This is a genomic window from Planomonospora parontospora (genome assembly GCA_014647935.1).
Lineage (GTDB): Bacteria > Actinomycetota > Actinomycetes > Streptosporangiales > Streptosporangiaceae > Planomonospora > Planomonospora parontospora.
In genome coordinates this window covers 124,276-149,956 of sequence record BMQD01000006.1, presented here as the reverse complement: position 1 = coordinate 149,956, position 25,681 = coordinate 124,276, and the positions used below count along the sequence as shown (strand labels likewise).

At 73.7% G+C, this 25,681-nt stretch carries 23 protein-coding genes; 15 read left to right on the top strand and 8 right to left on the bottom strand.

The window, feature by feature from the left end; genetic code table 11:
- Positions 1–384 precede the first annotated feature (384 nt).
- Both IEZ07_RS11680 and IEZ07_RS11675 read left to right on the top strand, forming a co-directional pair.
- Complete coding sequence (locus IEZ07_RS11680) at positions 385–1,356, top strand: RNA polymerase subunit sigma-70 (protein WP_191894773.1); 972 nt, start codon at positions 385–387, stop codon at positions 1,354–1,356.
- 88 nt (positions 1,357–1,444) lie between these two features.
- Positions 1,445–2,551, top strand: a complete 1,107-nt coding sequence (locus tag IEZ07_RS11675) for a serine hydrolase domain-containing protein (RefSeq protein ID WP_191894772.1) — start codon at positions 1,445–1,447, stop codon at positions 2,549–2,551.
- 142 nt (positions 2,552–2,693) lie between these two features.
- Here IEZ07_RS11675 and IEZ07_RS11670 read toward each other — a convergent pair whose 3' ends face one another.
- Positions 2,694–2,840: a hypothetical protein gene (locus IEZ07_RS11670; protein ID WP_189236517.1), complete on the bottom strand. Its 147-nt coding sequence runs from the start codon at positions 2,838–2,840 to the stop codon at positions 2,694–2,696.
- Positions 2,841–3,052: 212 nt separating this feature from the next.
- Between IEZ07_RS11670 and recQ the strand changes: the two genes are divergently transcribed.
- Complete coding sequence (recQ, locus tag IEZ07_RS11665) at positions 3,053–4,942, top strand: DNA helicase RecQ (RefSeq protein ID WP_068898578.1); 1,890 nt, start codon at positions 3,053–3,055, stop codon at positions 4,940–4,942.
- A gap of 11 nt (positions 4,943–4,953) precedes the next feature.
- Here the strand turns inward: recQ and IEZ07_RS11660 are convergent, their stop codons facing one another.
- Positions 4,954–5,661 carry a thermonuclease family protein gene (locus tag IEZ07_RS11660; RefSeq protein ID WP_191894771.1) on the bottom strand — a complete coding sequence of 236 codons (708 nt, stop codon included), beginning with the start codon at positions 5,659–5,661 and terminating at the stop codon, positions 4,954–4,956.
- Positions 5,662–6,266: 605 nt separating this feature from the next.
- On the opposite strand from IEZ07_RS11660, the gene IEZ07_RS11655 reads away from it, so the two are divergent.
- The 6 genes from IEZ07_RS11655 to IEZ07_RS11630 all read left to right on the top strand — a co-directional run bounded on the left by IEZ07_RS11655 (position 6,267) and on the right by IEZ07_RS11630 (position 13,965).
- Positions 6,267–7,133, top strand: a complete 867-nt coding sequence (locus IEZ07_RS11655) for a sulfotransferase family protein (protein WP_191894770.1) — start codon at positions 6,267–6,269, stop codon at positions 7,131–7,133.
- A gap of 20 nt (positions 7,134–7,153) precedes the next feature.
- Positions 7,154–8,314, top strand: a complete 1,161-nt coding sequence (locus IEZ07_RS11650) for a glycosyltransferase family 4 protein (protein ID WP_191894769.1) — start codon at positions 7,154–7,156, stop codon at positions 8,312–8,314.
- 854 nt (positions 8,315–9,168) lie between these two features.
- On the top strand, positions 9,169–10,749 hold the full coding sequence (locus IEZ07_RS11645) for a TROVE domain-containing protein (RefSeq protein ID WP_191894768.1): 1,581 nt from the start codon (positions 9,169–9,171) through the stop codon (positions 10,747–10,749).
- A 355-nt stretch (positions 10,750–11,104) separates the two neighbouring features.
- On the top strand, positions 11,105–12,322 hold the full coding sequence (locus IEZ07_RS11640; protein WP_239319819.1) for a hypothetical protein: 1,218 nt from the start codon (positions 11,105–11,107) through the stop codon (positions 12,320–12,322).
- A gap of 163 nt (positions 12,323–12,485) precedes the next feature.
- The gene (locus IEZ07_RS11635) at positions 12,486–13,619 is read left to right on the top strand and encodes an MBL fold metallo-hydrolase (RefSeq protein WP_191894766.1); all 1,134 of its coding nucleotides are present in this window, start codon (positions 12,486–12,488) and stop codon (positions 13,617–13,619) included.
- 118 nt (positions 13,620–13,737) lie between these two features.
- Positions 13,738–13,965 carry a CDGSH iron-sulfur domain-containing protein gene (locus tag IEZ07_RS11630; protein ID WP_189237426.1) on the top strand — a complete coding sequence of 76 codons (228 nt, stop codon included), beginning with the start codon at positions 13,738–13,740 and terminating at the stop codon, positions 13,963–13,965.
- On the opposite strand, the gene IEZ07_RS11625 is transcribed toward IEZ07_RS11630, so the two are convergent.
- The 4 genes from IEZ07_RS11625 to IEZ07_RS11610 all read right to left on the bottom strand — a co-directional run bounded on the left by IEZ07_RS11625 (position 13,892) and on the right by IEZ07_RS11610 (position 17,337).
- A complete protein-coding gene (locus tag IEZ07_RS11625) occupies positions 13,892–15,061 on the bottom strand; it encodes a glycosyltransferase family 2 protein (RefSeq protein WP_239319822.1) in 1,170 nt (389 codons plus the stop codon). The two genes, IEZ07_RS11630 and IEZ07_RS11625, sit on opposite strands and share 74 nt — an antisense overlap.
- Positions 15,062–15,123: 62 nt before the next feature.
- Positions 15,124–16,134, bottom strand: a complete 1,011-nt coding sequence (locus IEZ07_RS11620; RefSeq protein ID WP_068898561.1) for an iron-containing redox enzyme family protein — start codon at positions 16,132–16,134, stop codon at positions 15,124–15,126.
- A gap of 77 nt (positions 16,135–16,211) precedes the next feature.
- Positions 16,212–16,940, bottom strand: coding sequence for a class I SAM-dependent DNA methyltransferase (locus tag IEZ07_RS11615; RefSeq protein WP_191894765.1), 729 nt, complete (start codon positions 16,938–16,940; stop codon positions 16,212–16,214).
- 160 nt (positions 16,941–17,100) lie between these two features.
- On the bottom strand, positions 17,101–17,337 hold the full coding sequence (locus IEZ07_RS11610) for a hypothetical protein (protein ID WP_191894764.1): 237 nt from the start codon (positions 17,335–17,337) through the stop codon (positions 17,101–17,103).
- A gap of 140 nt (positions 17,338–17,477) precedes the next feature.
- Between IEZ07_RS11610 and IEZ07_RS11605 the strand changes: the two genes are divergently transcribed.
- From IEZ07_RS11605 to IEZ07_RS11585, 5 genes are all read left to right on the top strand, one after another.
- A complete protein-coding gene (locus IEZ07_RS11605; RefSeq protein WP_239319825.1) occupies positions 17,478–18,470 on the top strand; it encodes a GlxA family transcriptional regulator in 993 nt (330 codons plus the stop codon).
- A gap of 51 nt (positions 18,471–18,521) precedes the next feature.
- Positions 18,522–19,952 (top strand): DJ-1/PfpI family protein, encoded by a 1,431-nt coding sequence (locus IEZ07_RS11600; protein WP_191894763.1) that lies wholly within the window; start codon positions 18,522–18,524, stop codon positions 19,950–19,952.
- An 11-nt stretch (positions 19,953–19,963) separates the two neighbouring features.
- Entirely contained in the window at positions 19,964–20,272 is a 309-nt protein-coding gene (gene mihF, locus IEZ07_RS11595) for an integration host factor, actinobacterial type (protein WP_068898552.1), read from the top strand.
- Positions 20,273–20,418: 146 nt separating this feature from the next.
- Positions 20,419–20,862 carry a hypothetical protein gene (locus tag IEZ07_RS11590; protein WP_068898550.1) on the top strand — a complete coding sequence of 148 codons (444 nt, stop codon included), beginning with the start codon at positions 20,419–20,421 and terminating at the stop codon, positions 20,860–20,862.
- A gap of 123 nt (positions 20,863–20,985) precedes the next feature.
- The gene (locus IEZ07_RS11585; RefSeq protein ID WP_191894762.1) at positions 20,986–21,261 is read left to right on the top strand and encodes a hypothetical protein; all 276 of its coding nucleotides are present in this window, start codon (positions 20,986–20,988) and stop codon (positions 21,259–21,261) included.
- Between the two features lie 209 nt (positions 21,262–21,470).
- On the opposite strand, the gene IEZ07_RS11580 is transcribed toward IEZ07_RS11585, so the two are convergent.
- Positions 21,471–22,622 (bottom strand): acyl-CoA dehydrogenase family protein, encoded by a 1,152-nt coding sequence (locus IEZ07_RS11580; protein ID WP_191894761.1) that lies wholly within the window; start codon positions 22,620–22,622, stop codon positions 21,471–21,473.
- A gap of 358 nt (positions 22,623–22,980) precedes the next feature.
- Positions 22,981–23,736, bottom strand: a complete 756-nt coding sequence (locus tag IEZ07_RS11575) for a hypothetical protein (RefSeq protein WP_191894760.1) — start codon at positions 23,734–23,736, stop codon at positions 22,981–22,983.
- Positions 23,737–24,024: 288 nt separating this feature from the next.
- On the opposite strand from IEZ07_RS11575, the gene IEZ07_RS11570 reads away from it, so the two are divergent.
- The gene (locus tag IEZ07_RS11570; RefSeq protein ID WP_191894759.1) at positions 24,025–25,674 is read left to right on the top strand and encodes an ABC-F family ATP-binding cassette domain-containing protein; all 1,650 of its coding nucleotides are present in this window, start codon (positions 24,025–24,027) and stop codon (positions 25,672–25,674) included.
- Positions 25,675–25,681 lie beyond the last annotated feature (7 nt).

Sequence of the window (25,681 nt, the reverse complement as noted above, 5' to 3'; positions counted from 1 at the left end):
GAACACTGATCGGGGACATGGGGGACATGGGGGACATGGGGGACATGACGGTCGGGCGGGCGCGGGGAGGGGCCGTGCTGAACCGCGCCCGCCTCACGGGCCGTCCGTGCGGGGGAGATCTCTGCCCGGGCACTCATTCTGAGGACGGTTTCTGAAACATGTCAACGTCCATCTGAAATGTTTCAGATCAAACAACCGGTCGACTCCGGCTCTGCCTCGCATGACTTCAGGAAACGGGCTTCGAAAGTTTCATGACATTGATGATCGTCCGCCGGTGTCCGGCTCTCGGGGTGATGAGCACGATGTGCTCCTGATCCGCAGGCCATGGTCCGGGGCGTCCGGGGCGTGCGGCCCGGCCGGGGGAGGGGTCGCTAGGATCCGGCCATGGCGGCCGAGACGTTGATCGGGAACGGGTTCGCGGAGCGCGCCGAGGCGCACCGGCGCGAGCTGCACGTGCACTGCTACCGGATGCTCGGCTCCTTCGACGAGGCCGAGGACCTGGTCCAGGAGACGTTCCTGCGCGCGTGGCGCCGCCGGGACACCCTGCGGGACGGGGACGGCCTGCGGGCCTGGCTGTACCGGATCGCCACCAACGCCTGCCTGGACCACCTCAGGGCGCACCCCCGCCGCCCGGAGCCACGCCCGGCGCCGGCCGGGGCCGATCCCGGGCTCGACCCGCCCGCCTCGGGCATGGTCTCCTGGCTCCAGCCGTACCCCGACGAGCTGCTGGACGCGGCGGACCTGGTGATCGAGCGCGAGACGATCGAACTGGCCTTCCTGGTCGCGATCCAGCACCTGCCGCCCCGGCAGCGGGCGGTGCTCATCCTGCGCGACGTGCTCGGCTGGTCGGCGCAGGAGACCGCCGAGTCGCTGGAGCTGACCGTCGCCGCGGTGAAGAGCGCCCTGCAGCGGGCCAGGCCGGTCCTCAGGAGGCACCTGCCCGCGCGACGGCTGGAATGGGCCGCATCCGCCGGTCCCACCCCGGAGGACCGAGCCGTCCTGCGGCGTTACATCGACGCCGTCGAGCAGGCCGACCCGTCCATCCTCACCGAGGTGCTCCGGGCCGACGTCTGGCAGGCGATGCCGCCGGCGCCGATCTGGCTGCAGGGGCTGGAGACGTTCGTGGCCGCCTGGACCCCGGCGATGACCGGGCCCGAGGCGTGGGGAGACTGGCGGGTGCTCGCCGTACGGGCCAACCGCCAGCCCGCGGCCGCCGCCTACCTGCGCCGAGCGGGCGAGACCTGCTTCTCGCCCTCCTGGCTGGGGGTCCTGCGGCTCGAGGACGGGCTGGTCACCCAGATCACCACGTTCGGGGACGAGATGTTCCCCTCGTTCGGCCTGCCGGCCTCACTCTGACCGATCCGCGGAGATCCGCGAGGGACCGATTCCTTTTCCGGGCCGCCCTCGTCTCATGGGGGACAGGTCGTGAGAGAAGGGAAGCATCGTGTCCGATCTTCAGAAGAACGTCCAGGCCGTCGTCGAGGAGCTGGTGGAGTCGGGAGCGGAACGCGGCGTGCAGGTCGCCGTCTACCGGCGCGGCGAGCTCCTGGCCGACGCGGTGGCGGGGGTGGCCGACCCGGAGACGGGCCGCCCCTTCACGTCCGGCACCCCGGTCTACGCGACCTCGACAGGCAAGGGCGTGACCGCGACCGTCGTCCACGTGCTGGCCGAGCGCGGGGCCCTCGGCTACGAGACCAGGATCGCGGACGTGTGGCCGGAGTTCGCCGCCTGCGGCAAGGAGAAGGCGACCGTACGGCACGCGCTGACGCACGCGACCGGTGTGCCCGGGGTGCCGGTGGACACCACGCCCGAGGACCTGTGCGACTGGGACCGGATGTGCGCCGTGATCGCCGCCGCCGAGCCGTGGTGGGAGCCGGGCACCCGGTTCGGCTACCACCCGCAGACCTACGGCTACATCCTGGGCGAGGTCGTCCGGCGGGTGACGGGGAAGCCCGTCTCGCAGGTGCTCCGCGAGGAGGTGTCCGGTCCGCTCGGCGTGGCCGGTGAGCTGTTCTTCGGCGTACCGGAGTCCGAGCTCGGCCGGCTGGCCAGGATCGAGGACGCCGGACCGCCGATGGAGCTGCCCGCCGAGATGATGGCGCAGATCCCGTTCTTCAAGGTGGTCGGCGGCTACACGGCCGCCCCCCTGGGGGCGATGCCGGACGCCGCGTTCAGCAACCGCGCCGACGTGCTGACCTCCGACATCCCGGCGGGTGCCACGATGACCGCCCGCGCGGTGGCCCGCATGTACGACGCGCTGCTGGGCGGGGAGCTCGTCTCCGCCGGCCGGCTGCGCGAGCTGTCCTCCCCCGCGGTGAGCGGCGTGGACGAGGTGGCGGGCAATCCGGCCACCCTGGCACTGGGCTACTCGGTCGGCCTGACGGAGGGGATCGGCCTGCCCACCGTGTTCGGGGCGGCCGGCAGCGGCGGCACCGCGGCCTTCGCGGACACCGCCACCGGGATCAGCGTCGGCGTGATGAAGAACCGGGCCTCGGCCGGTGACTTCGGCACCGTCGAGCGGATCGCCCGGCTCGTCCTCCGGGCGGACTGACCGTCCGGAGGACGAGCCGGCGGGCTGACCGCCCGGAGCGCGCGGAGGAACTCGTCCGGCGCGTCCGGTGCGGCGGCCGCGGCCGGTTCCGGGGACCCGCGGGGGCGGCGCCGCCCCCGCGGGTCCCCGGGCGGGCCCGCGGTCAGAGGTCGCCGATCCTCGGGATCAGCTCGCTCAGCACCCACAGGGCCAGGCCCAGCGCGAGGAGGTTGATCCGGGCGCCGCCGATGCCGAACGCGGCCAGCAGGAAGCAGGCGAGAGCGAAGATCAGCAGGATGAGGGTGAGCACGGGAAGTCCTTTCCGTCCGGTGGGGCCAGCGGGGACTACCCGTGATCGTCCCGGTCATGCGCGGCGCCGCCGGTCGGTGCGATGCTGCCGCCGACCGGGTCCCCGGCCGGGCACCGGCCGGCGCCGTCCACAGCTCCGCGGGCGGCCGTCCGCGTCGTCCACAGGCTCGCGATCCCTCCGCCGGGGCGTCCTGATCCTCCTAGAATGACGTGATGACTTCCCCGCACGGCGCCCCGCAGAGCGACCCCGAGGCAGACGACGCGTCGCGCGTGCTGCGCCGGGTCTTCGGTTACGACTCGTTCCGGGAGGGACAGCGGGAGATCATCGACCACGTCGTCGCCGGCGGAGACGCGCTGGTGCTCATGCCCACCGGCGGCGGCAAGTCGCTGTGCTACCAGGTCCCCGCCCTCGTGCGGAAGGGCACCGGCGTCGTCGTCTCACCGCTGATCGCGCTCATGCAGGACCAGGTCGACGCGCTGACGGCCCTCGGCGTGCGGGCGGGCTTCCTCAACTCCACGCAGGAGCACGAGGAGCGCCGCGAGGTCGAGGCCGCCTTCCTCGCCGGTGAGCTGGACCTGCTCTACGTGGCGCCGGAACGGCTGCGCACCTCCGCGACGCTGGGCCTCCTCGACCGCGGCTCGATCGCGCTGTTCGCCATCGACGAGGCGCACTGCGTGGCCCAGTGGGGGCACGACTTCCGTCCCGACTACCTGGCGCTGTCCGCCCTGCACGAGCGCTGGCCCGACGTGCCGCGCATCGCGCTGACCGCCACCGCCACCGAGGCCACCCACGCGGAGATCGCGGCCCGGCTGAACCTGGGGGAGGCCCGCCACTTCGTGGCGAGCTTCGACCGCCCCAACATCCAGTACCGCATCGCGCAGAAGCGGGAGCCCCGGCGGCAGCTGCTGCAGCTGCTCCGCACCGAGCACGCCGGGGACGCCGGCATCGTCTACTGCCTGTCCCGGGCCTCGGTGGAGAAGACCGCCGCGTTCCTGGCGGAGAACGGCGTCCAGGCGCTGCCATACCACGCCGGGCTCGACGCGCGCACCCGCGCCGAGCACCAGGCGCGCTTCCTGCGCGAGGACGGCCTCGTCATGGTCGCCACCATCGCGTTCGGCATGGGCATCGACAAGCCCGACGTGCGGTTCGTCGCCCACCTCGACCTGCCCAAGTCCATCGAGGGCTACTACCAGGAGACTGGGCGGGCCGGCCGCGACGGCCTGCCGTCCACCGCGTGGATGGTCTACGGGCTCCAGGACGTCGTGCAGCAGCGCAGGATGATCGACACCTCCGAGGGCGACGCCGCCCACCGCCGCCGCCTGAGCGCCCACCTCGACGCCATGCTGGCGCTGTGCGAGACGGTCGAGTGCCGCCGCGTCCATCTGCTCGCCTACTTCGGCCAGGAGTCCGGCGCCTGCGGCAACTGCGACACCTGCCTCACGCCGCCGGAGACCTGGGACGGCACGATCGCCGCGCAGAAGCTCCTCTCGGCCGTGCTGCGCCTGAGGCGCGAGCGGGGGCAGAGTTTCGGCGCGGGCCACGTCATCGACATCCTGCTCGGCCGGGAGACCGACAAGGTCGTCCAGCACGGCCACGCCTCCCTGACGGTCTTCGGCGTCGGCACGGAGCTGAACGAGTCCGAGTGGCGCGCCGTGGTGCGCCAGCTGCTGGCCAGAGGGCTCCTGACCGTCGAGAGCGACCATGGCACGCTAGCGCTCACCGACGCGAGCGCCGACGTGCTGGCCCGGCGGCGGGAGGTGCCGCTCCGCCGCGACCCGGAGCGGGCGGCCCGGGCCGAGGCCGGGGCCCGCGCCTCCGGCCGCCGTCCGTCCCCGGCGGCGGACCTGCCCGAGGAGGCCGTGCCGGTGTTCGAACGGCTCCGCTCCTGGCGCGCCGCCGCCGCCAAGGAACGAGGCATCCCCGCGTACGTGGTCTTCCACGACGCGACCCTGCGCCAGATCGCGACCGACTCCCCGTCCTCCCTGGCCGAGCTCGGCCGGGTGAGCGGCGTCGGCGAGAACAAGCTGGCGAAGTACGGCCAGGAGATCCTGGACGTGCTCGCCTCCGGAGCCCCCCACGTCCAGGACATGCTGGAGCTCTGACGGCCCCGGGCTCAGCGCTCGCAGACGAGCCCGTCGCGGTCGGCGTCGTGATACCACGCGTACTCCGGGTGGACGCTGCGCTCGTACGGCCCGAAGCCTGCGGAGAGCGCCGACTTGCAGGTGCGGAAGCGGGGGTCGGGAGACCAGCCGGGTCCCGCGTAGCCCGCCGTCCGCGCCTCGACGGGGAGCGGGGCCACCAGGTCCTTGCTGCTGTCGCACCGGCCCGACCAGATCCGCAGCCGCCTCTTGCGCGCCCGGGCCTCCTCCAGGCGCATCGTCCTGATGTAGCGGTCGTTCTTGCGGTACAGCAGTGACTTGGCGTACCCGTAGCGGATGAGGTTGCGGGCCACGGACAGGCCCCGGTGGTTGTAGACGTAGAACAGGCGGCGCCCGTAGTGGTCCTTGTAGTCGCGGTCCCGCAGCAGGTAGGCGGTCCTGCCGAGGGGCAGGAGCGTGCGGGCGCGCTCCGTCGCGGAGTCGAACCAGCACCGGCCGTACTCCGGGGTGTCGAGGCCGAGCAGGCGCACCCGGACGGTCCGGCTGCTCCTGCCGAACCGGACCTCGATCGTGTCGCCGTCCACGATGCGCACCACCCTCGCCTTCTGGACGCCTCTCGGCAGGCCCGCCGCCGAACCGGCCGCGGCGGCCGGGGAGGCGGTCAGGGGAAGGGCCACGAGGGCGGTGACGACCGGAAGGGCCAGCCGGAGAACGCGTCGCACAGAGAACCTCTCACTAGAAGGAGGGCCGGACGCGCGGAACGGGTCGGACACGACGCACGACGACCGATCCTGGAACGCTGCAAGCAGTCCCCCTCGTGGTCCCGGCGACCCGGACACGGCGAAGAGGTCCCGCCCCTCCCGCAGGAGGGGCGCGGCCCCGGCCCCATTGCCGAGGGTTTAAGTACCCCCGTGTCTCACCAGGGTAATCACCTTGATGTGATTTGGCTGGCAGGACGGGCGTGTCCGCCGATCTGCGGATCGGTCCGGGTCGTGCCGGCCCCGGGTCCCGGAGGGCCGGCCTGCCTTCGAGGACCGGCGGGTCCCACCTGGTGCCCGCTTGGGGCATGCCGATGTGATCGAAGACGAGGAGTTCCGGAACGGACCGGTAACGGATCACCTAAGTGGCGACGCGGATTCACGGACGGGCCACCCCGCCATCCTGCCAAGGATCGATCTCGGCGGCGTCCAGGGATCCGAGCCGGTTCGATCCCCGTGCGGGGAGGGCGGAGCGAGAGGCGACCGTTCGCCGTACGGCCATGCCCGGTGAGCATATTCGGTGCTGGTACACAGTGAATTGCCAGGAACGGTGGGTAGCCTCCCCATGCATGAACTGGCAGCGCACCGTCAACGAGGCCCTGGTCAGGTTCACCGGATTCCAGCTCAGGCGAGCAGGGGCATCCGACTCCGCCGGGGTGGTGACCCCGGCCGTCCCGGCCGAGGGTCTCGTCCGGCCGCCCGCCGACCCGGAGGCGGACCGGTTGCTGCGCGCGCCCGTCTTCATCCTCTCGCCCGTCCGGTCCGGGTCCACGCTCCTGCGGGCGATGCTGGGCGCCCACTCCGCGCTGCACGCCCCCCACGAGCTGCACGTGCGCCGCCTGACGGTGGGGTTCGGCACCTCCCTGTCGAAGAAGGCGATGGCCGCGCTCGGGCACAACCAGGCCGACCTGGAGCACCTGCTCTGGGACCGGGTGCTCCACCGGGAGCTGGTGCGCAGCGGCAAGTCCGTCATCGTGGAGAAGACCCCGGCCAACGCCTTCGCCTTCCAGCGCATCGCCACCTGCTGGCCCGACGCCCGGTTCGTCTTCCTGCTCCGCCACCCGGCCTCCATCGCGGCCTCCTGGCACGAGGCGAGCCCGGAGAAGCGCACCCCGGAGGAGGCCGCCCTCGACGCCCTGCGCTACATGAAGGCGGTCCAGCGCGCGCGCAGGGCATTGGCCGGTCTGACCGTCCGCTACGAGGACCTGACCGCCGACCCGGAGGCGCAGACGCGCCGGATCTGCGACTTCCTGACCGTCGGCTGGGAGCCGGGGATGCTCGCCTACGGAGCGCCGGAGGTGGTCGACAAGGGCCTCGGAGACTGGAAGGACAAGATCCGGTCGGGGACCGTGCAGCCGGGACGCGACCTGCCCGATCCCGACACGATCCCCGAGGTGTTGAGACCGATATGTCGGATTTGGGGGTACCTCCCATAAGAGGGAGGAGGACCGAACCCATGAGGATCCACTACGTGCTCCTGCACGCGTACGGCATGGGCGGCACCATCCGTACCGTCTTCAACCAGGCGAACGCGATGGCCGCGGCCGGCCACGACGTGGAGATCGCCAGCGTGATCCGGCGCCGCGACACCCCGCAGTTCCCCCTCGACCCCCGGGTCGCGCTCACCACCCTGGTGGACCAGCGGGACGGGGCGCCGCCCGACTCCACCGCCCGCCGGGTCTGGCGGCGGCTGCGCGGCCGCATCGTCCCGCGCGGCGAGTTCGCCGCGCACTACTTCACCGAGCGCGTGGAGAAGGCCGCCATCGACTACGTCTCCTCGGTCGAGGACGGCGTCCTGGTGACCACCCGCCCCGCGCTGAACCTCATCTCCGCCCGCCGCGGGCCCGGCGGCGCTGTGCGGATCGCCCAGGAGCACATGAACCTGGCCACCCACCCCGCCACCGTCCGGGCGGAGATCGCCCGCCACTACGGCAGGCTGGACGCGCTCGCCGTGCTCACCGGCACCGACCGCAGGGACTACCAGCGCCTGCTGCCCGGCACGCCGGTGGTGTGCATCCCCAACGCGGTCCCCGACCTCGGCGGCCGGCGGCCGGCCGCGCACGAGAACCGGCTCGTGGTCGCCGCCGGGCGGCTCACCGCGCAGAAGGGCTTCGACCTGCTCATCCGCGCCTTCGCCCGGGTCGTGGAGGAGCACCCCGACTGGCGGCTGCGCATCTACGGCAGCGGCGCGAAGAAGGCCGAGCTGCGCAAGCTCGTCACCCGGCTCGGCCTCGAGGACAACGTGGCCCTGATGGGCCGCAGCGACCACCTGCCGGACCACCTGGCGGAGGCGTCGGTGTACGCGCTCAGCTCCCGGTTCGAGGGGCTGCCCATGGTGATGATCGAGGCCATGGGCCACGGGCTGCCGGTCGTGGCCTTCGACTGCCCGACCGGTCCCGGCGAGGTCCTGACCGACGGAGTCGACGGGCTGCTCGTCCCCCCGGGCGACGTCGGCGCGCTCGCCGCGGGCATCAGCCGTCTCATCGCCGACGAGGGACTGCGCCGCCGTCTGGGCGCCGCGGCCCGCGAGACCGTGCGCGACTACGCGCCGGACGCGGTGATGCCGCTCTGGGAGAACCTGTTCGCCGAGTTCCTCGGGGCCGGTGTGGCCCCCTGACTCCGGGCACCGACCCGGTGGCCCACAGCCGACGGCGGCCGCCCACCGCCGCCCACCGCCACGGCCGATCCGGCCGCCGGGAATAATCGGATGTGCTCCGACCGGTGAATCGCTACCGTTGGAAATGCTTCAGACGTCAACGGATCCGGCAGGAGGGCCCGGTGAAACCATTTCGGGCGAGACGGCCTGATCCCGATACCAGAGAACCGAAGAGTGCTTCCCCGGTGCGAAGGCCGCGGATACTTCGTCGCTCTCTCCAAGCGAAGGTCCGGGTTCGACTCCCGGTCCCGGCTCCGGCCGGGGTGGTGTAACGGCAGCACATCAGTGGCCGCCGCCGACCCAGATCTCGGGGAAGCCCTCATTTGAAGACAGCCCCTTCCCGGTGCGAAGGCAACGGATACTTCGATTAGGGATCGAGAAGTCCGGGTTCGATTCCCGGCGCGCCGACCGAGGACCGCGGCGCGTGGTGTAAAGGAAGCACGCTTTGTTCCGTCGCCGATTCCGACCTCGGGAAGGGCTCATAATTCCACCCGCGCCTCCCGGTGCGACGACAGCGGTTACTTCAGGTTCGAATCCTCGGTCCCCCATGGGGGCCCATCGCCCGGTCCGGTCGGGCGGACCGCCGTCACCCCGATCTCGGGAGGAACACGTTCCAGCGCGCGCCCGGTGCGCAGGCGAGGGCTACTTCCACTGTTAATGGGGTTGTCGCCGGTTCGAGTCCGGCCGGGACCGCACGGTCCCGTAGCTCAGACGGAAGAGCGCCTATGTGCCTTCGCCGCCCCGACCTCGGGCGCGCTCCGTGAAAGGACGCGTGTTCCTCCCCCTCTGCTCCCCGCGGAAAGGAGTCCGCTCCGATGTCCAAGTTCAACACCGGCACCGTCCGCTCCGCCCTCTCCAGCATGGTGAGGACCGGGCGGACGCCGTCCGGCCGCACCCACGAGGGCGCCCCCGGCTACGTCCGGGACGCCAGGGGCGAGCTCTTCCTGCTGGCGGTCTCGAACCTGGTCGGAGAGGACACCTTCTACGAGAAGGCGGGCGAGCGCGACGAGCGCTTCCGCGCGCTCGTCCACCGGGTCGCCGTCGCCGACGGTGAGTGGCTGTCCCGCTTCCTGCCCTGGCTGCGCGGCACGGCGAACCTGCGCACCGCGCCCGTCGTGGCCGCACTGGAGGCCGTACGGGCCCGTCTCGACGCCGGGCTGCACGGCCTCAACCGGCAGCTGGTGAGCGGTGTCCTGCAGCGCGCCGACGAGCCCGGCGAGGCGCTCGCCTACTGGACCTCCCGGTACGGCCGCGCCGTGCCCAAGCCGGTCAAGCGCGGCATCGCCGACGCGGTCGGTCGGCTGTACGGCGAGCGGAGCCTGCTCAAGTACGACGCCGACTCCCGGGGCTTCCGCTTCGGCGACGTCATCGACCTCGTCCACCCGGCGCCCGCGGCGGACAGGCCGTGGCAGGGCGAGCTGTTCGCGCACGCGCTCGACCGCCGGCACGGCCGCGACAAGCCGATCCACCCGTCGCTGGCGGTGCTGCGCGCCCGCGCGGCGCTGACGGCCCTGCCGGTCGCCGAGCGCCGCGCCGTCCTGGCCGACCCCGGCCGCCTGGCGGCCGCGGGCATGACCTGGGAGGCGCTCGCCGGCTGGCTGCAGGGGCCGATGGACGCCGCGGCGTGGGAGGCCGTGATCCCCTCGATGGGCTACATGGCTCTGCTCAGGAACCTCAGGAACTTCGACGAGGCCGGAGTCTCCGACGAGGCCGCCGCGCGCGTCGCGGCCAGGCTCGCCGACCCCGGCGAGGTGGCCCGGTCGCGGCAGCTGCCGTTCCGGTTCTACTCCGCCCACCGCAGCGCGCCGTCGCTGCGCTGGGGGCAGGCGCTGGAGCGGGCGCTGACGTCGGCCACGGGGAACGTGCCGTCGTTCGGCGGCCGGACCCTGGTCCTGGTCGACACCTCGGCGTCGATGACGTCCGGCGGGATCACTGCCCGCTCCACGGTCACCCCGGCCCAGGCCGCGGCCCTGTTCGGGGTCGCGCTCGCGGCCCGGGGCGAGCGGGTGGACCTGTACGGCTTCGCCGACGGCGTCTTCCGGCACGGGGTCCGCAGGGGCGCGTCCGTCCTGAAGGAGGTGGAGCGGTTCTGCGCGCGGACCGGCGAGGTCGGCCACGGCACGCAGATCGCCGACTCGGTCCGGCGGACCTACTCCGGCCACGACCGGGTGGTCATCCTGTCGGACATGCAGACCATGAGCGGGCACCACGCCGGCGGTGTCACCGGTGCCGCGCCGGCGCACGTCCCGATGTACGGCTTCAACCTGCAGGGCTACCGGCACGCCGCGATGCCGACCGGCTCGGGCAACCGCCACGAGTTCGGCGGCTTCTCCGACGCCGCCTTCAGGCTGATCCCGTTGCTGGAGGCGGGGCGGAACGCGGACTGGCCGTTCTGACCCAGGCCCCGCGGGAGGCCGACCGGCCGTTCTGACCCGGGCCCCGCGGGAGGCGGCCCCCGCGGGGCCCGCCGGAACGGCGACGGGCCCCGGCCCGCGCCCCGACGGACACGTCGCCTAGGCCGGCGACGATCAGCAGGATCTGGACGGCCATCTCTCGCGCTGGTTCGGCGAACCCTCCGAGCAGGTGACGGATCGGGGCGAAACGGAACCGTCCGTCACATCGGCCCCAACCATGAGCGTGCGTTTGGCAAAAAAGGCGCGGGCATTCTGGAATGATCGGCCCGACACCCCATAGGACAGCGATACTCACGGATCGTGACCGATGCCCCTCATTGATCAAATAACCGCCTTCGTGTCCGAGCGCCCCCTCGCGACGGCCGTCATCTGCGTGGCCGCCCTGATCGTCCTGACCCTGGGCTACTTCGTCGTCCGCGCCGTCTCCCGGGTCGCGACCCGCCTCTTCCAGCGCTACGTCGCCCCCCGCCCGGTGGAGGACGTGCTGACCATCGTCGCCGCCAGCATCGCCACCGGGGTGTCCGCCCAGGGCATGTGGCGCTTCTCCGGCGACGTGCTGGGCTTCGACGGCCCGCTGCGGCTGCTGCTGTTCGCGTTCATTGAGGTCGCGGTCATCACCAGCGCCGTGCGGGCCCGCCGCAACATGCGGGAGAACTTCTCCGCGGGGATCGACGGCGTCGCCGTGTGGGCGCTCACCTGCCTGACCGCGGTGCTGTCCAGCATGGACGCGCGCAGCGCCGCAGAGGCCGTGTTCCGACTCGCCGCCCCGCTGGTCGCCGCGTGGCTGTGGGAGCGCGGCATGGCGATCGAGCGGCACCGCATCAGCGGGCGCTCCCGGATCCACTGGCGGCTCACCCCCGAGCGCATGCTGGTCCGCATCGGGCTGGCGGAGGTCAGCGACCGTACGGCCAGCGAGGTGGACGCCCACCGGAGGCTGACCCGGGTCGCGCTGGCCGCCAAGAAGGCCCGTGCGCTCCGCGAGGCCGGGGCCTCCGACCGGAAGATGCGGGCGGCCCTCGCCAAGCTGGACCGGGAGATGGACCGGGCGGTGGAGCACACCGGCCTGGCGGTCGACGAGGCGCGCCAGGAGGCGCTGCTGTCGCAGATCGGCGCCCTCTACAACACCTCCGCGCTGATCGACCTGTCCCCGCCCGTGCCGTGGGCCCCCGAGCCGGCCTCCCCGGCGCTGCCCGCCCCCGGGCCGCGGGCCACCGTGCTCGTCGACGACGATGACGACGACGCCGAGATGGTGGACGCCGCCCCGCAGACCGCCGACCCGGCCCAGCGCGCGGCCCTGATGCGGGCGGCGCGGGAGTACTGGGACAAGCAGATCGAGCGGAGGTTCGTGCCCCGGGCGTCCGACATCGCCCACGAGACCGGCATGCCGCTGGCCACCGCCCGCGAGTGCCGGGCCCTGTGGAAGCTGGAGCCCCGCGCGCACGCGCTGATCGAGGCGGCGCAGAGCGAGCACGGCGGGGTCGACACCGGGACCTTCCCCGCCATCGAGGTGCCCGAGCCCGTGCTCACCGCCAACGGCTCGTCCTCCGGCCGCTGATCCCGCCCGCCCCCGCTCGTCCGGGCGGTGCGGCGGGCCGTACCCCCGTCCTCCGGTTCCGCCGTGCAGGTCCCGCCTCCGGGCGGCGGCCCGCACGGCGAGGTGAGGGCCGGGCCCGCCCGGGTAGGTAGAGGGCCCGGCACGGATCCGTGAAGGGGGGCCGATGAGCGATCCGGCGGACGACGGCGTGTTCTTCGTGGGCAACGCCACCACCCTGATCCGCTACGGCGGTTTCACGCTGCTGACCGATCCGAACTTCCTGCGCCGGGGGCAGCGGGCCTATCTCGGCTACGGTCTGACCTCCCGGCGGCGCACCGACCCGGCGATCGAGGTCGGCGAGCTCCCGGCGCTGGACGCCGTGGTGCTCTCGCACCTGCACGGCGACCACTGGGACCGGGTGGCCCGCCGGGGCCTGGACCGGGACGTGCCCGTCGTGACCACCCCGCAGGCCGCCCGGCGCCTGCGCCCGCAGGGCTTCCACGGGGCCGTGGGACTGGACACCTGGAGCGGCCACGAGCTGCGCCGGGGCGGGCGCACGCTGAGGATCACCGCGCTGCCGGGCCGCCACGCGCCCGGCCCGGCGCAGGCGCTGCTGCCCCCGGTCATGGGCAGCATGCTGGAGTTCGGCACGGACGGCCGGGTGGACCTGCGGGTGCACATCAGCGGCGACACCCTCCTGGTCCCGGAGCTGGCGGAGATCCCGCGGCGCTACCCCGGCATCGACCTGGCCATCGTGCACCTGGGCGGGACGAAGATCCTCGGCATGCTGATGGTGACCATGGACGGCAGGCAGGGGGCCGACTGGCTCGGCCTGATCGACCCGGACGCCGTCATGCCGGTGCACTACGACGACTACGAGGCCTTCACCTCCCCGCTCGACGACTTCCGCCGCCACGTCGAGCGGGCGGGCCTGGCCGGCCGCGTGCGCTACGTCGCCCGCGGCGAGACGCTCCGCCTCCCCGTACGGCCGGAGCCCGGCGGCGCCCTCGGCGTCCCGGATGCTTCGCAGGCCCGGGGCGTCCAGGGGCCCCGGAGGGGCTCCGGGCGCTCCGGAACGGACGCGGGACGCCGCGGGGACCCGAGAGAGAGGACGACAGCCATGACCGAGACCGATCCGGAGAACACCCCGGACCTCACCGAGCGCTACGAGCGGTCGGGCCGGGTGCCGGACGACCGCGAGGACTCCGCGGGCCCGGGCGCGCCGACCGCCACCGACCCCGGCGGCCCGCCCGCGCAGATCCCCGACGACCGCAAGGCCTCCGCCAGGTCCGGGATGCCGGAGGAGGAGGGGGAGTAGGACGTCCGGCGGGCCCCGGGGAGGCGTGGGGAGACCGGGGGAGACCTGGGGCCCCAGGGGGACCTGGCGGGACCCGAGGAGAGGAGTAGGGTCGCCGTTGCCGGGCACTGTGCCGAACATGCGTGATGAAACGGACTATACGGTCACAGTGACCACGTGCGAGGACGGCCCGCTCCTGCTGAGAGGGCCTTTCACGCTGCTCACTCAGGACGGCCGGCCGGTGGACCCGGGCAGGGCGACGGTGGCGCTGTGCCGGTGCGGGCTGTCGTCGGTCAAGCCGTTCTGCGACGGGTCGCACAAGACGGCCGGGTTCCGGGCCGGAGGCGAACCCGACCCGCAGAGCTGACCGTGCCCGCCGGAGCCGCGCCGGTCCGGGGGAGTCCGGCATCGGGTGAGCGACGATCATCCCGGTCCGTTCTCCGGCCCGTTCCCCGGTTCGGAGCCGCGTCGGGGTCGGTGCCGGGGTCGGTGCCGGGCCGCCGATGCCTCTTGATCCACCGGACCGAGTGCGCGGCCACCCGCAGCCTCCGCCCCGCGTAGGGGACGCCGCCGCGCGTGAGGCGGGCGGCCAGCGCCAGCCAGCTGCAGACCGCCCGCTCCAGGATCCACACCGGGGCGAACAGCGAGGCGCTGAAGGGGAACACCCGTCGGCCCCCGGCGCGCCGCCGTCCCGCCTCGGCCAGGCCCAGCGCCAGTCCCGCACCCGCCAGGACCGCCCGGTGGCGGCGGCGCCGCAGCGCGGTGGCCAGGCCGGGCAGGACGGCGAGGAAGAACGCCATCCGGGCGGGCTGCGCCAGGTCGTCGTAGGCCTGCCGTACCCGCTGGGACCAGAACCGCCCCGCCTCGGGAGGCAGCCGGCGGACATGGAGGCCGAGGGGGCGCGCCTCGCGGCCGCCGCAGGCGCGGACCGTGCGGATGAGCTCCAGGTTCTCGAAGAGCACGTTCCCGTCGTAGCCGCCCATCCGCACGAAGGTGGAGCGGCGCACCCCGAACGTGCCGGGGTAGTCGGCGCCCAGACCCCGGTTGAGCAGCGTGCGGGCGGTGTCCCAGCGGGCGTGCCAGGGCAGCGGGTCGAAGTGGTTCTGCGGGCGGACCAGGTCGGCCTCCTCCAGCAGCGCGCGGACCCGGGCCAGCCCCGCCGCGTCGTAGCGGACGTCGTCGTCGGCGATGACCACGTGCTCCGCCGTGGCCCGGCGCAGCCCTGTGACGACCCCGGAGACCTTGCCGTTGGCGAAGCCGAGGTCGCCGTCGGGCCGCAGGTGCACGGCGAGCCCGCGCCAGCGCCGGGCGTGCCGGTCGAACAGCTCGCCGGGGGAGCCGTCGACCACGATGATCCGCGCGTGCCGGGCCAGCCCGCGCAGGTAGGCGGTCAGCTCGTCCAGGCACGAGTCCTCCTCCCAGCGCAGGGGCAGCACGTAGTCGAGCCCCGTGTCCGTGTCCACGGCCGTGCCGGTGTCTGCGCCCGTGCTCGTGCCCGTGCCGGGGCCGTCGGCTCCGCGGCCGGTCACGGGGCTCCCACGGCCAGGCCGGCCTCGCGCAGCGAGGTGGACCCGTGCTGCCAGCGCTCCATGACGTGCTCGGCGAAGAGCCGGTCGAGGGTGAGCGCGCAGGCGGCGCCGTACAGGACGTCACCGGCCAGGGCGGGGTGGTCGGCGGCGAAACCGCCGCACATGTCGTTCAGGGCGATCTGCTCGTGAACGGCGTCGGCCTGCACGTGCTCGTCGTAGAAGCGGCGGGCCGCCGGGTCGCCGCCCAGCCGCCGCAGGCCCCGGCTGTACTTGAGGTTGGGCGTCGAGGAGGTCATCTCGAACGCCGCCAGGTGGCCCAGCAGCGCCCCCCGGTGCCTGCGGTGGAGACCGAACAGCGACATGGTGTTGCCGATCGCCAGCGTGATCGCCGGGACCCGGTCGACGTGGGCGCCGTAGGAGTCGTCCAGGCCCAGCCCGCGCATGGTGGCCCGGAACAGCTCGGCGTGCATCCGCTCCAGGCGCCCGCAGCCGTACTCGTCCGACTGGATCTCCACCAGGGCGGCCTTGGCCCGGCCGTGCAGCCGGGGGATCGCCCAGGTGTGCGGGTCGGCCTCCTTGAGGTGGTAGACCGACCGGTGCACGACGAACTCCCTGAACTGCTCCAGGTCGGCCCGGTGCTGCAGGAACGCCGCCAGCGACGGCCCGTCGCCGTCGGCGGCGGCCACCAGCTCGGTCATGGCCCGGCGCAGCTGCGCGGGCGGTACGGCGGGCGGGCGGGGAACCGCCCCGGCCAGCCCCTCCTCGAACCGCCGCTCCAGCGCCTCCCGCAGGCCCAGCAGCGAGGTGTTCCACTCCCAGCGGTCGTCCACCCCGTCGAAGCCCCGGTAGTGCAGCTCGTAGCAGGCGAAGAGGGCCAGCTGGAGGTCGTCGTCCTCCAGCACCGGGCGCGCGGGATGCGGCAGCGGGAGGTCGAAGGCGTGCGGCGGGTCCGCCAGCGCGTCGAAGAGCCGGGCGGTGATCGGACCTCGGGGCAGGGGCAACTGCATCGCGGACTCCAGAGGAAGGGGGGAGGGATGATCGGTTTCCGAACGGTCGAGGATCGTCAGAGGCGGGCCATGGCAGGTCAGAGGTGGTAGACCGACACGTGGGCCGGGCTGTCGTCGGCGAACGCCGCGCCGGACCAGTCGGACCAGCGGTGCTCGCGCTCCATCCCGGCCATGCGGGCCATCAGGTCGAGCTCGGCGGGCCAGGCGTAGCGGTGGTTGGCGGGCAGGAGCCGCACCTCTCCGGAGGCCAGACTGATCTTGGTGGTGCGCATCGTCTGGTCGGCCGGGAACAGCCGCGCGGCCTCCACCATGATCCGGTCCTCGGTGAGGGAGAGCAGCCGGACCGCCGAGCGGTCGTGGAACGCTCCCAGGTCCGGCACCCACGCCTCGACCACGAACCGGCCGCCGGGCCGCAGGTGCGCGGCGGCGTTGCGGAAGCAGGCGACCTGGGCGTCCTGCGAGGGGAGGGCGAAGAGCGTGTTGAAGGCCAGCACGACCAGGCTGAACGCGCCGTCGACCCGCGCGGTCGAGAAGTCGCCCACGGTCACCGGGATGCGGTCGCCTCCGGGCTTGGCCCGCAGCACCTCGAGCATCTCCGCGGATGCCTCGACGCCGGCGACGGGCACGCCCCGCGCGGTCAGCGGCAGCGCCAGCCGGCCGGTGCCGATGCCGAACTCCAGCACGCGCCCGCCCTCGGCGAGCTCGTGGAGGCGGTCCACCGCGAGCTCCGTGGGCAGGTCCGCGGTGACGTCGTCGTAGACGTCGGCGATCCTGCGTCCGTAGGCGGACGCGTCGAAGCCAGGCACCGTGCACCCCCGATTCCGTGATCCAGGAAGTTCCCCGCGGCCTTCAGCCGGTTCCGGCCGGTCTCGGCCGGTCTCGGCTGATCCCGGTCGGTCTCAGCCGGTTCCGGCCGGACTCAGGCGTCCTGCAGCCGATCTGCGTGTGCGGCCTCTCCGGGGCCGCTCACGCGCCGAGATCGCGGGCGACGCCGTCCAGCCGGCCCGCCAGCCGGTCGAGATCCTGATCGCTCCGTCCGGCTCCGGCGAGCTCGGGCTCCAGGTCGCGCCGGCTGGCGATCACGAGCCCCTCGGCCCGTTCCTCCGGCAGGACCGCACACCTGCCCTCGACCAGGACCAGCGTCGCGCCGGGATCGGGGGAGTCCAGCAGCTCGCGGACGTCGTCTCGGCTGACCAGTGCCATCTGTGACCACCTCGATGCTTTCTGTAGTGGAATGTCCACTACCCGAGACGTCCCGCCGTACACCCGGGTGCCTGATCCGTCCGGTGCCGGGCCCGTCCGGCCCTGCCGCGGCGGGGCCGGACGGGCCTAGCGTGGAGACCGTGAGCGACGTGACGCGCGGCGGCCGGGTGGTCGTCCTGGTGCTGCCGGAGGTGAACCTGCTCGATCTGGGCGGGCCGGTCCAGGTGTTCGACGCGGCGGCCCACCTGGGCGCGCCGTACCGGGTGGAGTACGTCGCGCAGGCGCCGGAGGTGGAGTCGGCGCAGGGGCTGAGGTTCGCCGGGCTGGGGCCGCTGGCCGAGGTCGGGCCGCAGGACCTGGTGCTGGTGCCGGGGCACCGCCTGCGGGAGCCGGGGCCCGGACGGCCGCTGGTCCCCGCGGAGGCGGTGGACTGGCTGCGGGCCGCCCACCGCGCGGGGGCGCGGCTCGCCTCGGTCTGCAGCGGGGCGGCGGCGCTCGGCGAGGCCGGGCTCCTGGACGGCCGCCGGTGCACCACCCACTGGTCGCTGATCGAGGCGATGCGCGAGCGCTACCCGGCCGCCCGGGTGCAGGACGCGGTGCTCTACGTCCACGACGGTCCGGTGAGCACCAGTGCGGGCATCTCCACCGGGCTCGACCTGGCGCTGTCGCTGGTCGAGCGCGACCACGGGCCGGCGCTCGCGGCGGCCGTGGCCCGCCAGCTCGTGGTCTACCTGCGCAGGTCCGGAACGGAACCGCAGGTCAGCGCCTTCCTGCAGCACCGGGCGCACCTGCACCCGGCGGTCCACCGGGTCCAGGACCACCTGGCGCAGCACCTCGGCGTCCCGCACACCCTCGCCGAGCTCGCCGCGGTGGCGAACCTGTCGCCGCGCGGGCTGAGCCGGGCCTTCACCGCCACGGTCGGGATCACCCCGCTGGAGTACCGGCAGCGGCTCCGGCTGGAGCTCGCCGCGCGGCTGCTCGCCGAGACGGGCCTGACCGTCGAGGCGGTGTCCGCCCGCTGCGGCTTCCGGGACGTGCGCCACTTCCGGCGGCTCTTCACCGCCCGGTACGGCATGCCGCCCTCGGCCTCCCGGGAGTCCGGCCCGTCGGGCGCGCTCCCCGACGTCCGCTGACCTCATCCGCGGCCTCTGGCCTCTGCCCCGCCTTCCGTTCAGGAGATCTCCGTGCCCCCATCGCCCCTTCCGTCGCGTCTCCGCACTCCGCTCCGCGCCCTGGCCCGCAGGGCGCCCCGGGTGCTGCTCGGCACCGGGCTGGCCGCCGCGCTTCTGGCCGGGGCGTGCGCGGCCGGGGTGGCGGTCACGATGCGCGAGAGCTTCCCGTCCGCGCCGGGGGTCGTCCCCGCGGCGGGATGGCCCCCGGCGGCGCCGGTCCCGGACGGGCGCACGGTCGTCGCCGTGGTGCTCGGCGCGACCGGTTCGGTGGTCGGGGACGCGCTGGCGCCCTACGAGGTGTTCGCCCGTTCGGAGCGTTTCTCGGTGTACACCGTCGCGGCCCGCAGGGAGCCGGTGGCCCTCTCCGGAGGGCTGCACACGCTGCCCGACCGCACCTTCGCCGAGGTGGACGCCCGCGCCGTCGCCGAGCCGGACGTGGTCGTGGTGCCCGCGGTGGCCGAGCCGCGCGGGGAGAGGGAGGCGCCGCTGCGCGAGTGGGTCGCCCGGCAGGCCGCGCGGGGCGCCCGGATCCTGGGCGTGTGCGCCGGATCGGACCTGCTGGCCGCGGCCGGCGTGCTCGACGGACGCCGCGCGACCTCGTTCTGGCAGCGGATCGACGCCCTCCGGGGTTCCGACCCCCAGGTGCGCTGGGTCCGGGGGCTGCGCTACGTCCAGGACGGTCCCGTCACCACCACCGCCGGGGTGACCTCGGGCATCGTGGGCGCGCTCCGGCTGGTCGAGCAGCTGGCCGGGACCGCGGAGGCCGAGCGGGTCGGCCGCGAGGCGGCCTACCCCGGCTGGTCGGCGGGCGGCCCGCCGGAGATCCCGGTCAGCAGGCCGGCCCCGGCCGACCTGCCGTACGTGCTCAACGCGGCCTTCCCGTGGGGGCGCCCGTCCGTCGGCGTCGGGCTGGCCGAGGGGGTCGGCGAGATCGACGTGGCCGCGGCCTTCGAGGTCTACTCCGGCACGTCCTTCGCCGCCCGGACGGTCCCGGTCGCCGCCGGGCCGGTGGTCAGGACCCGGCACGGCGTGCTCCTGCTCGCCGAGCCCGCCGGACCGGGGGCCGCCCCGGTGGACCGGCTGGTCGTACCGGGTGCCCGGCACGCGGGCGAGGCCGGTCCGGCGCTGACCGCCTGGGCGGCCGGGCGCGGCCTGGAGGTGGTGCTGCCGCACCGGGACAGGGCCGCCGGGGAGTCCGGGTTCGACGGTGTGCTGCGGGATCTGGCGGCCCGCGCCGACCTGGCCACGGCTCGCGCGACGGCCAAGTTCACCGAGTATCCGGTGGGCCATCTGGAGCTGGCCGGACCCGCCTGGCCGTGGCGTCCGACCGCGTTGGGCGCCCTGGCCCTCGCCGCGGCGGTGGGGGGCGGGGTGCTTGCCGGGAAAAGAAGGATGAATACCCTGATCGTCGTGGGTAGCAGAATGTTCAAACCCAGACGATGAAGGAGAAAAACGTGGCTCTCCCCACCCTCACCCCCGAACAGCGCCAGGCCGCCCTCGCCAAGGCCGCCGAGACCCGGGCGGCCCGCGCCAAGCTGCTGGCCGACGTCAAGTCCGGGACGGTCACCTTCAAGCAGCTGCTCGACCGGGACGACGAGATCGCCAAGCGCATCAAGGTGTCCCAGGCGCTGCGCGCGCTGCCCGGGGTGGGCACCGTGAAGGCGGCCCAGCTGATGGCGCAGGCCGACGTGGACGAGGCCCGCCGCCTGGGCGGGCTCGGCGCCCAGCAGCGCCGCAAGCTCATCGAGGCCACCTCGCGCTGACCCGCCGGCCGGCGTCGTCCGTCCGCCCGACCACCGTCCGATCGCCGTGCGATCGCTCCGGGCGGGCGGAGGACAGCGCCGGCCCGGGTGCGGGATCCCCGGCGCGCCGGGGCATACCTCCGGCCGCCGGGGGTAACGGCGCCTCCATGAGCGACGTGAGCGACGACCGTCCCGATTCCGCGCACCGCAGGCCCGAAGGGCTGGACGACGCCACCGTCGAGGCGCTGGGCAAGCTGTCCGAGGCACTGGAGACGACCGAGCGGGCCCGCGGGCACCTCTACACCTTCCACCAGCTCACCGGCCACGCCGACCTGATGCTCGACGAGGCGGTGGAGCTGCTGCGCGCCGCCGGGCACGACCGGCAGGCCGACGAGGTCTCCGCCGAGCTCGTCGGACGCAACGTGATCGAGGGCCGGTGGACCTTCCAGATCGTCGAGGACTACGACGACGGCTACCACCGCTGCTTCCGCGACCTGGAGGAGCGGATCAGGAACGAGCTGGCGGGGGGCCGCCGCCACCTCTACGAGGCGGAGATGAAGGAGCGCCGCCGCACGCGCGGCCGTCCGGGGCACGAGGCCGTACCCGAGTGAGGCTCCCGGCCGGTCCGGTGACCCGGAGGCCCCGAGCGCCCGGGATCCCCGGCGGGCCTGACGGCCCGGTGCTCCAGAGGGGCCGGAGGGCATGATGTCCCCTTCGCGGGGGAGAGGGCCGCTATGAACGACGAACACGATCCCGCCGAGAACCCCTCCACGGAGCCCCCGCAGCCGGACGCGGACGGCGGTCCGCCGCCGGAGGGAGAAGACGCGCCGCCCACCGCGCCGGACGCGGCGGTGGGCGAGAGCCGGACCGTCGCGGCCCGCTCGGGAGCCGACACCGACTTCCCGGACCGGCCCATCCCGGCGGACCCGGTCGAACCCTCCCCGCCCGGAGAGGACAGCGAGGACGAGTCCCGGGCGCCCGAGCCGGAGGACATGGGGCCGTCCTCCTGAGCTCGCCGTCCTCCTGAGCGCACGGGCCGGACGGGCCTGATCCCGTCCGGCCCGTCCGTGTCCGCCCACCCCGTGTGTCCGCCCACCCCGGCCGTCCGTGCGTCCCGGCCGTCCGTGCGTCCCGGCCGTCCGTGCGTCCGGCGGTCCCGTGCTTCGGCGGCCCCCGCGATCACCGGGACCGGGGCCGCCGTCCGCGCGCCCGCCGCCGGTCAGACGAAGGCCCCGGTCCCGGTGATCGCGCGGCCCACGATCAGGCTGTTGATCTCCCGCGTCCCCTCGTAGGAGTAGATCGCCTCCGAGTCCGCCACGAACCGGCCCATGCCGTAGTCGAGGACGATCCCGTTGCCGCCCATGATCTCGCGGCCCCAGCCCACCGCCTCGCGCATCCGGGCCGTGCAGAAGGCCTTGGCCATCGCCGAGTGCTCGTCCTTGTAGACGCCCGCATCCTGGAGCTGCGCCAGCCGTACCACCATGCCGAGCGAGCAGGTGACGTTGCCGAGCATGCGCACCAGCAGGTCCTGCACGAGCTGGAAGCCGGCGATCGGCCGGCCGAACTGCTCGCGTTCCCTGGCGTAGGCCAGCGCCGTCTCGTAGGCGCCCATCATGCAGCCCACCGCCTGCCAGGCGACGCCGCCCCGGGTCTGGCGGAGGATGGCGGCGGTGTCGCGGAAACCGTTCGCGCCCTGCAGCCGGTTCGTCTCCGGGACCAGGCAGTTGGTCAGGGCGATGTCGGCGTTCTGCACCGTCCGTAGAGCGATCTTGTTCTCGATCCGGGTGGCGGCGAAGCCGGGGGTGCCCTTCTCCACCACGAAGCCCTTGACCTGGCCGTCGGCCTCGTCCTTGGCCCACACCACCACCAGGTCGGCGAAGGTCGCGTTGCCGATCCACCGCTTGGCGCCGTTGAGCACCCAGGTGTCGCCCTCGCGCCGGGCGGTCGTGCGCAGCCCCGCGGCCACGTCGGAGCCGCCGTCGGGCTCGGTCAGGGCGAAGGCGCCGATCTTCTCCATCGCGGCCATCGGCGGCAGCCACCGCTCCCGTTGCTCCTCCGAGCCCAGCCGGTCGATGCTCCCCATCGCCAGCCCGTTGTGCACGCCGAAGAACGTCCCCATCGACGGGTCCACCCGGTTCATCTCCAGCACCACGAATCCGGTCAGCAGGCTCCGGGCCCCCCGGTACGGCAGGCCCGCGACGTCCAGCTTGGCGAACCCGGGGATCAGATGGTGCGGGAACCGGGCGTCGGTCCAGGCCTCGTCGGCGATCGGCGCGACCTGCTCGACCATGAAGTCCCGGACCCGCTGCACGACCTCCTTCTCGTCCTCGTCGAGCAGCTCGCGGTAGTCGTAGAAGTCACCGGTCGTCATGGTGTCGCTCTCCCCTCTGCGGCATGTGCCCGCTCCACTGCCCGCGGGGGAGTGCGTCAACCCGGGCGGCGGGACCGGGGACGGCAGGAGACGCCGGGAAGCGCCGGGAAACGCCGGAAATAGTCGAGAGACGCCCCTGGAGCGCGGAGAAGCGCCAGGAGACACGGAGAGGCGCGGATAAGCGCCGGGAGACGCGGAGAGGGCCCGGGTCGCCCCGGGCCCTCTCACGGTTCGTCGGAACCGGTCACCGTTCAGTGGAACCTGTCGCCGGCCCCTTGCACGGGAATCCGGTTCCGCAGTGGTCCGGTCCGGATCCCGGTCCCCTCACCGGGATCCGGGACCGGCACCGGCCCGCCGCCTACCGGTGGTGCCAGCTCTTGACCTTCACCCAGTCCGGGCGGCTGGAGCTGTCGTCCAGCCTGCGGTCGCCGTCGAAGACGGCGCGGAACTCACCGCTGCGGACCGCCCGGGTCTTGGCGCTGAACCGGCCGTCCCAGCGGGTGTCGGCGGAGGTCACGTACTTCCAGGCGCTGGAGCCGTTGGCGCGGAAGTAGATCTCCACCTCCTCGTGGCGCACGCCGCGCCACTTCCAGCCGTCGCGGGCCTCCAGGCGGCCCGAGAAGTAGACCGAGCGGCCCTTGCGGACCGGCTCGGGACCGGCGTCGAAACCGGCCAGGCGGGTGTCGGCCTTCCGCCAGCGGCGCTCGACGTACTTGACGGTGAAGCCGGCCGTGTCGGTCAGCTTCTTGCCGTCCTTGCCGTAGGCGTCGGCGACCGCGACCCAGCGGCCGCGGTGGTCGGACTTGTCGAAGGTGGTGACGAAGCGCCACAACTCACCCTCGCGGACGAGCTTGGGCTCCTTCGCCTTGAGGGCGTGCGGAGCGTCGGTGTCCGGCTTGAGCCGGAGCTCGACCTTCTCCGCCTCGGTCGTGCGGACCTCGATGGTGACCTGCACGTCCCGGTCACCCCGGACCACGACGGGGTTCGGGCTGACCTCGCTGATGTTCACGCTGAGGTCGGCCGCCGTCGCGGAGGCCGTACCGGCTCCGACGGTCATGAGCACGGAGGCGCCCACGGCCGTCGCCAGGGCACCAGCAGTGATCTTCCTGAACAAGATGCGTTCCTTTCCCCGTTGCTTCGGAGGCGACGCTCGGGTGATCGCCTCCACCCCCGTTAACACGCGTGCTCCGGGAGGGGAGGGGCGTGGGACTCCGGGGAAACAGATCATCAGATCTCGTTCCGGTCACGATTCGGCCGCGAGATCGCAGGTCGATCGCCTTTTCCGATGAGACCCCATCTTTCTCTAAAAAATCCGGAAAGTGTCTGATTTGCCGGAAATACGGCTTGCCGATCCCCCGGAAATCGATTCGGCCGACGCCCGGGAGGCGGATAGCGTTCCCCCATGAGCGCCACCATCGTCGTCAAGGACCTCGCCGCCGGGCACGGGGACCGCGCCCTCTTCTCCGGCCTCGACCTGGTCGTCGCCCCCGGCGACGTCGTCGGGCTGGTCGGGGCGAACGGAGCCGGAAAGTCCACCCTGATGCGCATCCTGGCGGGCCTGCTCCCGCCCGAGGAGGGCTCGGTACGGCTCAGCCCGCCCACGGCGACGGTCGGCTACCTGCCCCAGGAGCGCGAGCGCCGGGCGGGCGAGACGGTCGCGGCCTTCCTGGCCAGGCGGACCGGGGTGGCCGGCGCCCAGCGCGCGCTCGACGCCGCCACCGAGGGCCTGGTCGAGAGCCGCCCCGGGGCCGACGACGAGTACGCCGCGGCCCTGGAGCGGTGGCTGGCCCTGGGCGGCGCGGACCTGGAGGAGCGGGCCGAGGCGGTCGTCGCCGAGCTCGGTCTGGCGGTGGAGCTCGACCGGCCGATGACGGCCCTGTCCGGCGGCCAGGCCGCCCGGGCGGGCATGGCCTCCCTGCTGCTCAGCCGCTACGACGTCTTCCTGCTCGACGAGCCCACCAACGACCTCGACCTGGACGGCCTGGAGCGGTTGGAGCGCTTCGTCACCGGGCTGCGGGCCGGGACGGTCCTGGTCAGCCACGACCGCGAGTTCCTGGCCAGGACCGCCAACCGGATCGTCGAGCTCGACCTCGCCCAGCGGCGGGTGCGCGCCTACGGCGGCGGCTACGAGGCCTATCTCGCCGAGCGCGAGGTCGCCCGGCGGCACGCCCGCGAGCAGTACGAGGAGTACGCCGATACCGTCTCCGAGCTCAAGGCCCGCGCTCTGACCCAGCGCAACTGGATGGAGAAGGGCGTCAAGAACGCGCGGCGGAAGATGAGCGACAACGACAAGATCGGCCGCAACGCCCGCGTCGAGACGACCGAGAAGCAGGCTGCCAAGGCCCGCCAGACCGAGCGGCTGATCGAGCGGCTGGAGGTGGTCGAGGAGCCCCGCAAGGAGTGGGAGCTGCGGATGGAGATCGCGGTGGCGCCCCGGGCCGGGGCGGTCGTCGCGACCCTGCGCGGCGCCGTCGCGCGGCGCGGCGCGTTCACCCTCGGCCCGGTGGACCTCCAGATCGGCTGGGCCGAGCGGGTGGCGATCACGGGCGTCAACGGCTCGGGCAAGTCCACGCTGCTCGCCGCGCTGCTCGGCCGCCTCCCCCTGGAGGAGGGCCACTCCTCCCTCGGCCCGGGCGTGGTCGTCGGCGAGGTGGACCAGGCGCGCGGCCTCTTCCTCGGGGACGAGCCGCTGCTGGACGCCTTCGGCGCGGCCGCCGGGGGCGCCTCGGGGAACATGGCGCCGGCCGAGGCGCGGACGCTGCTCGCCAAGTACGGCCTGCGCGCCGACCACGTGCTCCGCCCGGCCGCCACGCTGTCGCCGGGGGAGCGGACCCGGGCCGCGCTCGCGCTGCTCCAGGCCCGCGGGGTGAACCTGCTCGTCCTCGACGAGCCGACCAACCACCTCGACCTGCCCGCCATCGAACAGCTGGAGTCGGCGCTGGCCTCCTATCCCGGCACGCTCCTGCTGGTCACCCACGACCGCCGGATGCTCGATGCCGTGCACACCACCCGCCACCTCCACGTCGATTCCGGGAAGGTCGCCGAGCGGTGACCGCCCC

Coding starts and splice junctions, on each gene's coding strand:
- IEZ07_RS11580 (WP_191894761.1), bottom strand. CDS start 22,622: ATGACGACCGGTGACTTCTACGACTACCGCGAGCTGCTCGACGAGGAC.
- IEZ07_RS11655 (WP_191894770.1), top strand. CDS start 6,267: ATGAACTGGCAGCGCACCGTCAACGAGGCCCTGGTCAGGTTCACCGGA.
- recQ (WP_068898578.1), top strand. CDS start 3,053: ATGACTTCCCCGCACGGCGCCCCGCAGAGCGACCCCGAGGCAGACGAC.
- IEZ07_RS11590 (WP_068898550.1), top strand. CDS start 20,419: ATGAGCGACGTGAGCGACGACCGTCCCGATTCCGCGCACCGCAGGCCC.
- IEZ07_RS11585 (WP_191894762.1), top strand. CDS start 20,986: ATGAACGACGAACACGATCCCGCCGAGAACCCCTCCACGGAGCCCCCG.
- IEZ07_RS11650 (WP_191894769.1), top strand. CDS start 7,154: ATGAGGATCCACTACGTGCTCCTGCACGCGTACGGCATGGGCGGCACC.
- IEZ07_RS11680 (WP_191894773.1), top strand. CDS start 385: ATGGCGGCCGAGACGTTGATCGGGAACGGGTTCGCGGAGCGCGCCGAG.
- IEZ07_RS11610 (WP_191894764.1), bottom strand. CDS start 17,337: ATGGCACTGGTCAGCCGAGACGACGTCCGCGAGCTGCTGGACTCCCCC.
- IEZ07_RS11645 (WP_191894768.1), top strand. CDS start 9,169: ATGTCCAAGTTCAACACCGGCACCGTCCGCTCCGCCCTCTCCAGCATG.
- IEZ07_RS11570 (WP_191894759.1), top strand. CDS start 24,025: ATGAGCGCCACCATCGTCGTCAAGGACCTCGCCGCCGGGCACGGGGAC.
- IEZ07_RS11620 (WP_068898561.1), bottom strand. CDS start 16,134: ATGCAGTTGCCCCTGCCCCGAGGTCCGATCACCGCCCGGCTCTTCGAC.
- IEZ07_RS11635 (WP_191894766.1), top strand. CDS start 12,486: ATGAGCGATCCGGCGGACGACGGCGTGTTCTTCGTGGGCAACGCCACC.
- IEZ07_RS11630 (WP_189237426.1), top strand. CDS start 13,738: ATGCGTGATGAAACGGACTATACGGTCACAGTGACCACGTGCGAGGAC.